7 protein-coding genes, 16 tRNA genes and 3 rRNA genes are annotated in these 13266 nt (G+C 44.3%); 24 read left to right on the top strand and 2 right to left on the bottom strand.

Annotation, left to right across the window (positions count from 1 at the left end; all coding sequences use genetic code 11):
- Positions 1-4: 4 nt before the first annotated feature.
- Positions 5-1678, bottom strand: a complete 1674-nt coding sequence (locus tag ACZ9EE_RS10865; RefSeq protein ID WP_476026938.1) for a ribonuclease J — start codon at positions 1676-1678, stop codon at positions 5-7.
- 169 nt (positions 1679-1847) lie between these two features.
- Here ACZ9EE_RS10865 and ACZ9EE_RS10860 point away from each other — a divergent pair, with 169 nt between their 5' ends.
- The 3 genes from ACZ9EE_RS10860 (at position 1848) to perR (ending at position 3842) form a co-directional block, all read left to right on the top strand.
- Positions 1848-2480, top strand: a complete 633-nt coding sequence (locus tag ACZ9EE_RS10860) for a LysE family transporter (RefSeq protein WP_476026936.1) — start codon at positions 1848-1850, stop codon at positions 2478-2480.
- A gap of 262 nt (positions 2481-2742) precedes the next feature.
- Positions 2743-3294: a cob(I)yrinic acid a,c-diamide adenosyltransferase gene (locus ACZ9EE_RS10855; RefSeq protein ID WP_476026934.1), complete on the top strand. Its 552-nt coding sequence runs from the start codon at positions 2743-2745 to the stop codon at positions 3292-3294.
- Between the two features lie 110 nt (positions 3295-3404).
- Positions 3405-3842, top strand: a complete 438-nt coding sequence (gene perR, locus ACZ9EE_RS10850) for a peroxide-responsive transcriptional repressor PerR (RefSeq protein ID WP_335503182.1) — start codon at positions 3405-3407, stop codon at positions 3840-3842.
- A gap of 89 nt (positions 3843-3931) precedes the next feature.
- On the opposite strand, the gene ACZ9EE_RS10845 is transcribed toward perR, so the two are convergent.
- Positions 3932-4282, bottom strand: a complete 351-nt coding sequence (locus tag ACZ9EE_RS10845; RefSeq protein WP_476026932.1) for a YgzB family protein — start codon at positions 4280-4282, stop codon at positions 3932-3934.
- A 145-nt stretch (positions 4283-4427) separates the two neighbouring features.
- On the opposite strand from ACZ9EE_RS10845, the gene ACZ9EE_RS10840 reads away from it, so the two are divergent.
- The 21 genes from ACZ9EE_RS10840 to ACZ9EE_RS10740 all read left to right on the top strand — a co-directional run bounded on the left by ACZ9EE_RS10840 (position 4428) and on the right by ACZ9EE_RS10740 (position 13243).
- A complete protein-coding gene (locus ACZ9EE_RS10840; RefSeq protein WP_476026930.1) occupies positions 4428-5291 on the top strand; it encodes a nucleotidyltransferase-like protein in 864 nt (287 codons plus the stop codon).
- Positions 5292-5570: 279 nt separating this feature from the next.
- A 16S ribosomal RNA gene (locus tag ACZ9EE_RS10835) occupies positions 5571-7121 on the top strand.
- Positions 7122-7314: 193 nt separating this feature from the next.
- Positions 7315-10250 (top strand): 23S ribosomal RNA (locus ACZ9EE_RS10830).
- 131 nt (positions 10251-10381) lie between these two features.
- Positions 10382-10497, top strand: a 5S ribosomal RNA gene (gene rrf, locus ACZ9EE_RS10825).
- The 16S, 23S and 5S rRNA genes sit together here with 16 tRNA genes alongside, the layout of an rRNA operon.
- A gap of 14 nt (positions 10498-10511) precedes the next feature.
- Positions 10512-10586: transfer RNA gene (locus tag ACZ9EE_RS10820), tRNA-Asn, on the top strand.
- Positions 10587-10593: 7 nt separating this feature from the next.
- Positions 10594-10685, top strand: a tRNA-Ser gene (locus tag ACZ9EE_RS10815).
- A gap of 10 nt (positions 10686-10695) precedes the next feature.
- Positions 10696-10767: transfer RNA gene (locus ACZ9EE_RS10810), tRNA-Glu, on the top strand.
- 38 nt (positions 10768-10805) lie between these two features.
- Positions 10806-10881: transfer RNA gene (locus ACZ9EE_RS10805), tRNA-Val, on the top strand.
- 20 nt (positions 10882-10901) lie between these two features.
- Positions 10902-10975 (top strand) — tRNA-Met (locus ACZ9EE_RS10800).
- Between the two features lie 2 nt (positions 10976-10977).
- Positions 10978-11054, top strand: a tRNA-Asp gene (locus tag ACZ9EE_RS10795).
- 6 nt (positions 11055-11060) lie between these two features.
- Positions 11061-11133 (top strand) — tRNA-Phe (locus ACZ9EE_RS10790).
- A gap of 170 nt (positions 11134-11303) precedes the next feature.
- Positions 11304-11379, top strand: a tRNA-Thr gene (locus tag ACZ9EE_RS10785).
- 28 nt (positions 11380-11407) lie between these two features.
- Positions 11408-11492, top strand: a tRNA-Tyr gene (locus ACZ9EE_RS10780).
- A gap of 6 nt (positions 11493-11498) precedes the next feature.
- Positions 11499-11572 (top strand) — tRNA-Trp (locus ACZ9EE_RS10775).
- Between the two features lie 11 nt (positions 11573-11583).
- A tRNA-His gene (locus ACZ9EE_RS10770) sits at positions 11584-11659 on the top strand.
- Between the two features lie 25 nt (positions 11660-11684).
- Positions 11685-11759 (top strand) — tRNA-Gln (locus ACZ9EE_RS10765).
- A gap of 4 nt (positions 11760-11763) precedes the next feature.
- A tRNA-Gly gene (locus ACZ9EE_RS10760) sits at positions 11764-11838 on the top strand.
- Between the two features lie 8 nt (positions 11839-11846).
- Positions 11847-11920 (top strand) — tRNA-Cys (locus ACZ9EE_RS10755).
- Positions 11921-11953: 33 nt separating this feature from the next.
- Positions 11954-12039: transfer RNA gene (locus tag ACZ9EE_RS10750), tRNA-Leu, on the top strand.
- A gap of 21 nt (positions 12040-12060) precedes the next feature.
- Positions 12061-12141: transfer RNA gene (locus ACZ9EE_RS10745), tRNA-Leu, on the top strand.
- Positions 12142-12289: 148 nt separating this feature from the next.
- Positions 12290-13243 carry a tyrosine-type recombinase/integrase gene (locus tag ACZ9EE_RS10740; protein ID WP_476026928.1) on the top strand — a complete coding sequence of 318 codons (954 nt, stop codon included), beginning with the start codon at positions 12290-12292 and terminating at the stop codon, positions 13241-13243.
- The last annotated feature ends 23 nt before the right edge of the window (positions 13244-13266 follow it).

Below are 13266 nucleotides of genomic sequence, written 5' to 3'. Positions count from 1 at the left end.
CTCTTTAGATTTCAATAATAATTGGGAGAATCATTGGCTTTCGCTTCGTTTGAGTGAATAAATACTGTCCAATGGACTTTTTAATGTTTTGTTTAATTACATTCCATTGGCGGATATTTTCTGTTTGCATGTCATTCACTGTCTTTTTAACAAGGCGGTTTACCTCTTTTAGCAGTTCATCCGAGTCCCTTGCATAAACAAACCCGCGGGTAATAGTATCTGGCCCTGAAATGATTTTCCGGTCGCCTTTGCTAATAGTGATGACAATAACGAGCATTCCATCTTCAGACAACTGTTTTCTATCCCGTAATACAATATCGCCAACATCGCCAACACCAATGCCATCTACGTAGGTATCTCCGGATGGAACGGAACGGGTCTGCCGTGCATTCCCATTTTTGATATCGACAACGTCTCCATTTTTAATAATAAAGGTATTGCCTTTTTCCACTCCAACCGATTCAGCTAACATACGGTGATGGTGCAGCATACGGTATTCACCATGAATAGGAATGAAATAGGTTGGTTTCATTAATGTCAGCATCAGCTTTAGGTCTTCCTGATATCCATGTCCCGAAACATGCATTCCAGTTGTGCTGCCAGAACCGTAGATGACCCTGGCGCCTAGCTGAAATAAATTATCGATAATTTTTGAAACATCCTTTTCGTTTCCAGGAATCGGGGAAGCGGCTAAAATCACTGTATCTCCAGGATATATGGCGACATCTCGGTAATTTCCACTTGCAAGTCTAGAAAGTGCAGCCATGGGTTCGCCTTGACTGCCAGTACAGAGAATGGCAACCTTCTCTGCAGGAAGTTTATCCACCTCTCCAGCGTCAATCAACATTCCTTCAGGAACGTTTAAATAACCGCGTTCAATCGCTACATTAACAACATTCACCATACTTCGGCCCAATAAGGCCAACTTCCGATTTACTTTTAATGCAGATTCCACTACTTGTTGAACCCGATTGACATTAGATGCAAAAGTTGAAATGAAAATTTTCCCTCTTGCCTTGATGAAGGCTTCGTCCATATGGGATCCGACCATTTGTTCGGAAGGGGTTAAACCTTTCCGCTCAGCATTGGTACTTTCTGATATTAAAGCTAAAACACCTTTTTGACCAATTTCTGCCATTTTATGTATATCGGAAAATTGATTATTAGCAGGTGTTAGATCAAATTTGAAATCACCTGTGTGGACTACATTCCCTTCCGGAGTATGGAAAACAATTCCAAGGCAGTCAGGAATGCTATGGCTAACTTTAAAAAAGGAAATTTGAATCTGGCCGAATTCCAATTTTGAGTTAGAGTCGATCGTAATCAGTTTGGAATCTCCTTTTAGTCTATGCTCGTCTATTTTTAATTCAATTAGTCCAAGTGTAAACCGCGTAGCATAAATAGGCACCTTTAATTTTCTTAAAAAGTAGGGAATACCGCCAATATGGTCCTCATGGCCATGGGTTACAATTAAGGCTCTAATTTTGTCCTGATTCTCCTCTAGATAAGTCATGTCAGGAATAATTAAATCAATCCCCAATAAGCTTTCATCAGGAAATTTTCCACCACAATCAATAATAAAAATATCGTCTTCATACTGAACAACATACATGTTTTTTCCGATTTCATTAATACCGCCAAGAGCGAATATGGATAACGCGTTTTCAGTGGATTTCATCCTTTTTCCTCCAATTCTAACTAAATATTTTTTATTATTCCTTTCTGCATCAATTTAATGCAGGGGAAGGAGTTCATCTATCTTTCCGTTTTCTCATTTTTTGGACATGACTTAGCAATTTCTTTCATAAAATGTACAAGTTGATTAAACAGCGGGTGGAGTGGTTTTATTGAGCGTTAGCATACTAATCAGTTATATTATTTTAGGATTTACCTTAGCGGCTCCGATTGGCCCGGTTAATTCAGCGCGCCTGGATAAGGGGATTAAAAATGGTTTTTGGCATGCTTGGTTTGTTGGGGTTGGCTCGATGATGGCAGATGGGCTTTTTATGCTTTTGGTATACCTAGGGATGGTTCAATTTCTTGGCATCTCAATCGTACAAATTTTCCTTTGGCTATTTGGTGGTTTTGTGCTTATTTATTCAGGCTTTGAAAGTATAAAAAATGCTAATACAATCACACTGTCATATAGCCGTCATAAAGAGCCTCTATACAAATGTTTCTTGACCGGGTTTATATTATCGATTACAAGTCCGTTATCGATCCTTTTTTGGCTCGGAATTTATGGATCTGTTCTTGCGAAAACAGCCCAAACAAACGGCACTGAGTCACTTTTAATCTATAGCAGTATGATCTTTCTCGGCTTGACTTTTTGGGATATATTTGTGGCGGCTCTAACAACTGGGTTCCGAAAACTTCTGAGTGCTAAAAGTTTAATTGCCATATCCATTATTTCTGGTGCATCCTTAGTTGTTTTTGGTATATATTTCGGATATCAAGGAATCGATGCTCTTTGGAGATAGCGATTTACATACTTGAAAGCCTATTTTCTCAAGATAAGGCATTTGTCCAATGCAAGATAAGCATAAATGAATATCATTCTATTAGGGCATACCTCCTCAGATAAAACTATTTGGGTCCACAGTGACCCTTTTTTTTTATGTTAATGAATACCATGATTACAATTTTTCAAATATAAGTATAGGTGTTAAGATGAAGAAAATGGCCCCACTCTAATATACATAAGTAAAAAGTAAATAAAATATTGATAATGGAGGTAAGCAAATGAAAATCTATACCAAAACAGGTGATAAAGGAACGACCTCGTTAATTTATGGCCAAAGGGTTGCAAAAAATGATATCCGGGTCGAAGCTTATGGAACATGTGATGAAACAAACTCTATGATCGGTCTTGCCTTAAGTTACTTAAAGAATGAAAATTTTCAAGGAAAAGAAATAATTGAAACTGTATATCATAAAATACAAACAAACCTTTTCCATGCCGGGGCTGAATTGGCTACACCTTCAGGTAAGGAAGTAAAATGGAAACTTGAAGCTTCCGATATTGAACAATTAGAAAAACAAATTGATGATTGGGATGTAACACTGCCGGGACTCACTAATTTTATTCTTCCTGGAGGACACCCCGCAGGTGCTGCCTTCCATATGGCTCGAACAATCGCACGGAGAGCTGAACGGTGTGCAGTTTCGTTAGGTGATGAAGTGAATCCGCTGGTTTTAGCATATTTAAATCGGCTTTCAGATCTGTTGTTTGTAACAGCTAGATACGTTAATTATCAATTAGGACAGAATGAACAAACTTTACATGGTAATTAGTTAACAACAAGTAGTGTTTATTAGATTACAATATTGACAAACGTACAAAAGACCTAGTAAAATTAATTATAACAATTATAATCTAATAATATCTTTTAGAAAGAAGGTGCATGGCGATGAATCAGTTAAAAGAAGCGTTGGATACCCTGAAGGATACAGGTGTGCGAATTACTCCGCAACGTCATGCGATACTTGAATATTTAATAAACTCAATGTCACATCCTACAGCAGATGAAATTTATAAAGCCCTTGAAGGGAAATTCCCTAATATGAGCGTGGCAACAGTTTACAATAATCTACGGGTATTTCGTGAAGTTGGACTTGTTAAGGAGTTAACCTATGGGGATGCATCTGCTCGTTTTGATTTTGTCACTTCCCACCATTACCACGTAATTTGTCAAAGCTGTGGTAAAATCGTTGATTTCCACTATCCAGGTCTCGACGAGGTGGAGCATTTAGCTTCACATGTAACAGGCTTTAAAGTGGATAACCATCGTATGGAGATTTACGGATCTTGTCCTGAATGTGCTAGTAAAGAAGTGCATTGATAATTGATGTAATGGTTATTTTATTTAAAAAAAGAGGGTGACTCAAGCCTATTGTTAAACACCAATAGGCTTTAGTCATCCTCTTTTTATTAATTCTCTTTTTTATGGTTATAGGATTCATCAAATTGTTTACCTTCGAGACGTTGGTCTAAGGTTAATGGTTCACGGCAGTGCATGCACATATCCACCCGGCCCAGCATTTTGGTGGGTTTGCCGCAACTTGGACACTTTACTTGAATCGTTTTGGTTGAAAGCATTCCGATCCAAAAATAGACAACGGTACTAGCGATAATAAAAAGCAGCCCTAAAAGCATAAAGATGGTCATAATAAGGGGTGAAGTCCGAAAATAAATCCCAATATACATAACAATGAAACCAATAAAGATTAGTGATAATGCAAAAGTGCGTATTTTATTTATTTTACTCGAATATTTTGCCATGATTCTCCCTCCTAGACAAACTATACCATAATTATTTTCTAAGAAAAAATACAAAGAATGTCGAAAATTGTCTTTTGGGAAAGAAGGAATTTAGATTCCGCTGTCGAACATATAATGCTACCTGAATAAAATGGAGGAATGATGAATGGAAGACATCCTTCGGCCTATTTATCAAGAAAGGGCGAGTCAATCCAATACACTAGGAGTTTTGTTAGTCGAAAAAAAGCAGAAATCAAGTCATATTACTGATTCGTTTGATGTTATTTTGTTGATCGTCGTAAAAGAGGCAGACCAGTCATTATTTATAAAACATTATACCTATGATGACAAAAAGGCTGCGATGCATATCGTGTCAGAAGCACAGCTCCAGGAATGGCTTCTTTTAGGGACCAATCGAAAGATATTTGAATGGATACATGAAGCTAAAATTCTGTTTGACCGTAATGAGTATGTGTTGAATTTAAAAACAGAGCTCCGGGACTTTCCGTTTAATGGAAGAAAGGTAAAAATGGGCTTAGAATTTGCTAAATTAATCCGCCGTTATGTCGATGGCAAAGCATTGTTTGAAAGCGGTCAATTTCTTGATGCCTATAACTATGTTGTACATTCCTTACACCATTTAGCGCGTTTAGCTGTAATTGAAAATGGTCTCCATCCGGAACTTACGGTATGGCACCAGGTAAAACAAATAGAGCCGGAAATTTATAAATTGTATGTAGAACTAGTGAATAGCGAAGAGACATTAGAAAAAAGATTGGAGCTTTTGTTCTTGGCTAGTGAGTTTTTAATTCACTCAAGAACCAATATTGGAACTGCTCACTTATTGGAAGTATTACGGGGGAAGGAATACTGGCTGTTTAATGAAATTATGAACGAGAAAGAACTAATTCCTTATTCAGTAGATTTAGCAGTACTGATTGAATATTTAATTGAAAAACATTTAGTAGAAGTGGTCAATTTAGAAACCAAAGGTACTGGCGTCTTTCATCGATGCTATCGCGTCTCATAATTATTTTAAAAAAACAATAAAAGGTATTGACCTTATTAAAAATACTTGGTATATTAATAACCGTCGCTGCGAAACATTCCTAAATATCTTTCGTAAGTGACGGTTCAAAAGTTTTAAAAAAGTGTTGACATCATAAGTGCTGATGTGTTAAATTAATAAAGTCGCTTGTGAGTGACATTGATTGTTCTTTGAAAACTAAACAAACAAAAACGTCAACAAACAATAATATTCATTTCTTATGAAATGAAGCCAACGTTTTAAATTATGAGCTAATCAACTTTCTTGGAGAGTTTGATCCTGGCTCAGGACGAACGCTGGCGGCGTGCCTAATACATGCAAGTCGAGCGAATCAATAGGAGCTTGCTCCTGTTGGTTAGCGGCGGACGGGTGAGTAACACGTGGGCAACCTGCCTGTAAGACTGGGATAACACCGGGAAACCGGTGCTAATACCGGATAATCCTTTTCCTCTCATGAGGAAAAGTTGAAAGTCGGTTTCGGCTGACACTTACAGATGGGCCCGCGGCGCATTAGCTAGTTGGTGAGGTAACGGCTCACCAAGGCGACGATGCGTAGCCGACCTGAGAGGGTGATCGGCCACACTGGGACTGAGACACGGCCCAGACTCCTACGGGAGGCAGCAGTAGGGAATCTTCCACAATGGACGAAAGTCTGATGGAGCAACGCCGCGTGAGCGATGAAGGCCTTCGGGTCGTAAAGCTCTGTTGTTAGGGAAGAACAAGTACCGGAGTAACTGCCGGTACCTTGACGGTACCTAACCAGAAAGCCACGGCTAACTACGTGCCAGCAGCCGCGGTAATACGTAGGTGGCAAGCGTTGTCCGGAATTATTGGGCGTAAAGCGCGCGCAGGCGGTCCTTTAAGTCTGATGTGAAAGCCCACGGCTCAACCGTGGAGGGTCATTGGAAACTGGGGGACTTGAGTGCAGAAGAGGAAAGCGGAATTCCACGTGTAGCGGTGAAATGCGTAGAGATGTGGAGGAACACCAGTGGCGAAGGCGGCTTTCTGGTCTGTAACTGACGCTGAGGCGCGAAAGCGTGGGGAGCAAACAGGATTAGATACCCTGGTAGTCCACGCCGTAAACGATGAGTGCTAAGTGTTAGAGGGTTTCCGCCCTTTAGTGCTGCAGCTAACGCATTAAGCACTCCGCCTGGGGAGTACGGCCGCAAGGCTGAAACTCAAAGGAATTGACGGGGGCCCGCACAAGCGGTGGAGCATGTGGTTTAATTCGAAGCAACGCGAAGAACCTTACCAGGTCTTGACATCCTCTGACACTCCTAGAGATAGGACGTTCCCCTTCGGGGGACAGAGTGACAGGTGGTGCATGGTTGTCGTCAGCTCGTGTCGTGAGATGTTGGGTTAAGTCCCGCAACGAGCGCAACCCTTGATCTTAGTTGCCAGCATTCAGTTGGGCACTCTAAGGTGACTGCCGGTGACAAACCGGAGGAAGGTGGGGATGACGTCAAATCATCATGCCCCTTATGACCTGGGCTACACACGTGCTACAATGGATGGTACAAAGGGCAGCAAAGCCGCGAGGCCTAGCCAATCCCATAAAACCATTCTCAGTTCGGATTGTAGGCTGCAACTCGCCTACATGAAGCCGGAATCGCTAGTAATCGCGGATCAGCATGCCGCGGTGAATACGTTCCCGGGCCTTGTACACACCGCCCGTCACACCACGAGAGTTTGTAACACCCGAAGTCGGTGGGGTAACCTTTTCGGAGCCAGCCGCCTAAGGTGGGACAGATGATTGGGGTGAAGTCGTAACAAGGTAGCCGTATCGGAAGGTGCGGCTGGATCACCTCCTTTCTAAGGATAATGCAGTCCTTACGGACTGATAAGAAGTTGACCGCTTTTTGTTTGTTTAGTTTTGAGAGTACAATCTCTCAAGAGTATATTCGTTCTTTGAAAACTAGATAATCGTATAGAAGAAACCAAGTAAAAACCGAGTAAAATCGCCATTTTAGTTTTTTCTCTCTATTAAATAGAGTAAAACCTTTTAGGTTAAGTTAGAAAGGGCGCACGGTGAATGCCTTGGCACTAGGAGCCGATGAAGGACGGGACTAACACCGATATGCTTCGGGGAGCTGTAAGTAAGCTTTGATCCGGAGATTTCCGAATGGGGGAACCCACTGCTCGTAATGGAGCAGTATCTTTACCTGAATACATAGGGTATTGATGGCAGACCCGGGGAACTGAAACATCTAAGTACCCGGAGGAAGAGAAAGCAAACGCGATTCCCTAAGTAGCGGCGAGCGAAACGGGATTAGCCCAAACCAAGAGGCTTGCCTCTTGGGGTTGTAGGACACTCAACATGGAGTTACAAAGGAACGGGGTAGATGAAGCGGTATGGAAAGGCCCGTCATAGAAGGTAAAAGCCCTGTAGTTGAAACTTCGTTCCCTCCTGAGTGGATCCTGAGTACGGCCGGACACGTGAAATCCGGTCGGAAGCAGGGAGGACCATCTCCCAAGGCTAAATACTCCCTAGTGACCGATAGTGAACCAGTACCGTGAGGGAAAGGTGAAAAGCACCCCGGAAGGGGAGTGAAATAGTTCCTGAAACCGTGTGCCTACAAGTAGTTAGAGCCCGTTAATGGGTGATAGCGTGCCTTTTGTAGAATGAACCGGCGAGTTACGATTACATGCAAGGTTAAGTTGAAGAGACGGAGCCGCAGCGAAAGCGAGTCTGAATAGGGCGAATTTAGTATGTGGTCGTAGACCCGAAACCAGGTGATCTACCCATGTCCAGGGTGAAGTCCAGGTAACACTGGATGGAGGCCCGAACCCACGCACGTTGAAAAGTGCGGGGATGAGGTGTGGGTAGCGGAGAAATTCCAATCGAACTTGGAGATAGCTGGTTCTCTCCGAAATAGCTTTAGGGCTAGCCTCACGTAGTAAGAGTCTTGGAGGTAGAGCACTGTTTGGACTAGGGGCCCTCATCGGGTTACCGAATTCAGACAAACTCCGAATGCCAAAGACTTATCCGTGGGAGTCAGACTGCGAGTGATAAGATCCGTAGTCAAAAGGGAAACAGCCCAGACCACCAGCTAAGGTCCCAAAGTATACGTTAAGTGGAAAAGGATGTGGAGTTGCTTAGACAACCAGGATGTTGGCTTAGAAGCAGCCACCATTTAAAGAGTGCGTAATAGCTCACTGGTCGAGTGACTCTGCGCCGAAAATGTACCGGGGCTAAACGTATCACCGAAGCTGTGGATTGACACCGTTGGTGTCAGTGGTAGGAGAGCGTTCTAAGGGCGTTGAAGCTAGACCGTAAGGACTGGTGGAGCGCTTAGAAGTGAGAATGCCGGTATGAGTAGCGAAAGATGAGTGAGAATCTCATCCACCGAATGCCTAAGGTTTCCTGAGGAAGGCTCGTCCGCTCAGGGTTAGTCGGGACCTAAGCCGAGGCCGAAAGGCGTAGGCGATGGACAACAGGTTGATATTCCTGTACCACCTCTTTATCGTTTGAGTGATGGGGGGACGCAGGAGGATAGGGTAAGCGCACTGTTGGATATGTGCGTCTAAGCAGTTAGGCTGAGAAGCAGGAAAATCCGCTTCTCGTAAAGGCTGAGCTGTGACAGCGAGGGAAATATAGTACCGAAGTTCCTGATTCCACACTGCCAAGAAAAGCCTCTAGCGAGATAAAAGGTGCCCGTACCGCAAACCGACACAGGTAGGCGAGGAGAGAATCCTAAGGTGAGCGAGAGAACTCTCGTTAAGGAACTCGGCAAAATGACCCCGTAACTTCGGGAGAAGGGGTGCTCTTTGGGGTTCATAGCCTCGAAGAGCCGCAGTGAATAGGCCCAGGCGACTGTTTAGCAAAAACACAGGTCTCTGCGAAGCCGCAAGGCGAAGTATAGGGGCTGACGCCTGCCCGGTGCTGGAAGGTTAAGAGGAGGGGTTAGCTCACGCGAAGCTCTGAATCGAAGCCCCAGTAAACGGCGGCCGTAACTATAACGGTCCTAAGGTAGCGAAATTCCTTGTCGGGTAAGTTCCGACCCGCACGAAAGGCGTAACGATCTGGGCACTGTCTCAACGAGAGACTCGGTGAAATTATAGTACCTGTGAAGATGCAGGTTACCCGCGACAGGACGGAAAGACCCCGTGGAGCTTTACTGTAGTCTGATATTGAATTTTGGTACAGCTTGTACAGGATAGGTAGGAGCCTGAGAAGCCGGAGCGCCAGCTTCGGTGGAGGCGTCGGTGGGATACTACCCTGGCTGTATTGAAATTCTAACCCGCACCCCTGATCGGGGTGGGAGACAGTGTCAGGTGGGCAGTTTGACTGGGGCGGTCGCCTCCTAAAGAGTAACGGAGGCGCCCAAAGGTTCCCTCAGAATGGTTGGAAATCATTCGTAGAGTGTAAAGGCACAAGGGAGCTTGACTGCGAGACCTACAAGTCGAGCAGGGACGAAAGTCGGGCTTAGTGATCCGGTGGTTCCGCATGGAAGGGCCATCGCTCAACGGATAAAAGCTACCCCGGGGATAACAGGCTTATCTCCCCCAAGAGTCCACATCGACGGGGAGGTTTGGCACCTCGATGTCGGCTCATCGCATCCTGGGGCTGTAGTCGGTCCCAAGGGTTGGGCTGTTCGCCCATTAAAGCGGTACGCGAGCTGGGTTCAGAACGTCGTGAGACAGTTCGGTCCCTATCCGTCGTGGGCGCAGGAAATTTGAGAGGAGCTGTCCTTAGTACGAGAGGACCGGGATGGACGCACCGCTGGTGTACCAGTTGTCTTGCCAAAGGCATCGCTGGGTAGCTATGTGCGGACGGGATAAGTGCTGAAAGCATCTAAGCATGAAGCCCCCCTCAAGATGAGATTTCCCATAGCGTCAAGCTAGTAAGATCCCTGAAAGATGATCAGGTTGATAGGTCAGAGGTGGAAGCGTGGCGACATGTGGAGCTGACTGATACTAATCGATCGAGGACTTAACCATAGTCTAAAGCGAACAAACTTGGTTTTACAAATTTTCTTCTACATTATCTAGTTTTGAGGGAATGAAAAAAATAATTTTCCTCTTGCAAAATATGAAAAAGACATTATAATAAAATAGTGTCGAGTAAATAGTCTGGTAATTAAGGCGAGAAGGTCACACCCGTTCCCATACCGAACACGGAAGTTAAGCTTCTCAGCGCCGATGGTAGTTGGGACTTTGTCCCTGTGAGAGTAGGACGTTGCCAGGCTGTAATACTATTATTCCGCAGTAGCTCAGTGGTAGAGCTATCGGCTGTTAACCGATCGGTCGTAGGTTCGAGTCCTACCTGCGGAGCCATTTTTATGGAGAGCTGTCCGAGTGGCCGAAGGAGCACGATTGGAAATCGTGTAGGCGGGTAACCCTGTCTCAAGGGTTCAAATCCCTTGCTCTCCGCCATAATACATATGGCCCCTTGGTCAAGCGGTTAAGACACCGCCCTTTCACGGCGGTAACACGGGTTCGAATCCCGTAGGGGTCATTAAAGGTTTTTTCTAGCGAAAGTAACCTTATTAATACGGAGGATTAGCTCAGCTGGGAGAGCATCTGCCTTACAAGCAGAGGGTCGGCGGTTCGATCCCGTCATCCTCCACCATTTAATTTAATTTCTATTATCGCGGGGTGGAGCAGTCCGGTAGCTCGTCGGGCTCATAACCCGAAGGTCGCAGGTTCAAATCCTGTCCCCGCAATTGGTCTGGTAGTTCAGTTGGTTAGAATGCCTGCCTGTCACGCAGGAGGTCGCGGGTTCGAGTCCCGTCCAGACCGCCATCTTGTGGCTCAGTAGCTCAGTCGGTAGAGCAAAGGACTGAAAATCCTTGTGTCGGCGGTTCGATTCCGTCCTGAGCCACCTTTTATTTTGATTATGCCGGTGTAGCTCAACTGGTAGAGCACGAAAGACTATGCTTCCTTGAGTGAACATCAGCATACCGATCGAAAGCTGCTTGAATAAGCTTACTGAGATCGGGATGACGTTAACTTAACGTCGAGTATCCATACTATTATTGATTTATGAATTATGCCGGTGTAGCTCAACTGGTAGAGCAACTGAATCGTAATCAGTAGGTTGGGGGTTCAAGTCCTCTCGCCGGCACCAGAAGCTGGCAATTTAACATTTTATATGTGGAGGGGTAGCGAAGTGGCTAAACGCGGCGGACTGTAAATCCGCTCCCTCCGGGTTCGGCGGTTCGAATCCGTCCCCCTCCACCATTTAATAGGGGTATAGTTTAAAGGTAGAACGAAGGTCTCCAAAACCTTTGGTGTGGGTTCGATTCCTACTACCCCTGCCAATTATATTGTGGCGATTGTGGCGAAGTGGTTAACGCACCTGATTGTGGTTCAGGCATTCGTGGGTTCGATTCCCATCAGTCGCCCCATAATATCTCTAATTATTTTAAACATTGGGCTATAGCCAAGCGGTAAGGCATCGCACTTTGACTGCGACATGCGTTGGTTCAAATCCAGCTAGCCCAGCCATTTTGCGGAAGTAGTTCAGTGGTAGAACACCACCTTGCCAAGGTGGGGGTCGCGGGTTCGAATCCCGTCTTCCGCTCCATTTATATCGGCGGCATAGCCAAGTGGTAAGGCAGAGGTCTGCAAAACCTTTACCACCGGTTCGAATCCGGTTGCCGCCTCCATAGATTTTTAATAAGCAAATGCTATTATATTATGCCGGGGTGGCGGAACTGGCAGACGCACAGGACTTAAAATCCTGCGGTAGGTGACTACCGTACCGGTTCGATTCCGGTCCTCGGCATTGCTTAAAACAACTTAATACGCCGGTGTGGCGGAATTGGCAGACGCGCACGACTCAAAATCGTGTTCCTCTGGAGTGTCGGTTCGACCCCGACCACCGGTATCTTTTTTCGTTGATTTGAAGCGATTTCCCTTCGTTGGGAAGTCGCTTTTTTCACTTTTCACGGCGATTTTTGACGTGCGAACTACAAAAACGAAGTGAAAGACAAGGCGTCCATTATTCGAATATCAATCCGAAAGGGGTTTTTCGAATGGGGCGACGTAAGAATAAAATTTCCCCGAATAATCTTCAACAATCTTCCAACGACCTGGAATCTTTCGAATATCTTTACAATCTGTTTATTCGTGATTGTAGGATTCGAAATCTTTCCAAGTATACACTTCAATTTTACAAGAATGAACTTTCAAAATTTAGTAAGCGATTGGAGCGGAATCACGTTGATACTAGACCCGCAACAATTAGCGAAGAATCGATAAAAGAAATCGTTATTCTTGGCATGATGAATGAAGGATTAAAAGATACAACGATCAATACTAATCTTCGTGCGGTTCGGTCATTCTTCAACTTTTTAGCGAATGAGGGGTTTATTGTTGAGAATCCAATCAAAGAAGTAAAACTTATAAAAGAAAAGCGGACAATCATTCAAACTTTTTCCCGTGAACAAATTCATGCCCTTTTACGGCAGCCAGACCGCAGTACGTTTACAGGTTTAAGAGATTACACAATTATGATGTTTTTTCTCGAAACTGGAATTCGAATCCGTGAACTTTGCGACATTCAAGTTCATGACATTAATTATAATGACCGCGTTGTTCGGATTGACGGAAAGGGTAACAAGGAACGATTTGTTCCAATACAAAAGACCATGAAGAAACAAATCTCTCTATATTTAAGAGTTCGGGGGAATGTAGACACGGGAACACTTTTCATTAATATCGACAATGAACCGCTTCGAATCCGTGCAGTTCAATCAACCATTCAAAAATATGGACGAATGGCTGGAATAAAGAACGTTCGTTGTTCACCGCACACTTTCCGCCACACTTTCGCAAAAATGTCCGTTCAAAATGGGGCGGACGTGTTTTCGCTACAACAAGTCTTGGGTCATACTTCTATGGATATGGTTCGAAATTATGTCAATATGTTTTCAAATGAAATTCGGGAAAGTCACTCGAAGTTTTCACCAATTGAAAAACTATTTTAGGGAAGGAAAAGAGGAAGAATATC

This window comes from Bacillus sp. URHA0034, from assembly GCF_056280405.1.
Note: the sequence above shows the minus strand (reverse complement) of the source record. Positions and strands in the feature narration are given on the sequence as shown.

Coding starts and splice junctions, on each gene's coding strand:
- ACZ9EE_RS10855 (WP_476026934.1), top strand. CDS start 2,743: ATGAAAATCTATACCAAAACAGGTGATAAAGGAACGACCTCGTTAATT.
- ACZ9EE_RS10740 (WP_476026928.1), top strand. CDS start 12,290: ATGGGGCGACGTAAGAATAAAATTTCCCCGAATAATCTTCAACAATCT.
- ACZ9EE_RS10840 (WP_476026930.1), top strand. CDS start 4,428: ATGGAAGACATCCTTCGGCCTATTTATCAAGAAAGGGCGAGTCAATCC.
- ACZ9EE_RS10845 (WP_476026932.1), bottom strand. CDS start 4,282: ATGGCAAAATATTCGAGTAAAATAAATAAAATACGCACTTTTGCATTA.
- ACZ9EE_RS10865 (WP_476026938.1), bottom strand. CDS start 1,678: ATGAAATCCACTGAAAACGCGTTATCCATATTCGCTCTTGGCGGTATT.
- perR (WP_335503182.1), top strand. CDS start 3,405: ATGGCGATGAATCAGTTAAAAGAAGCGTTGGATACCCTGAAGGATACA.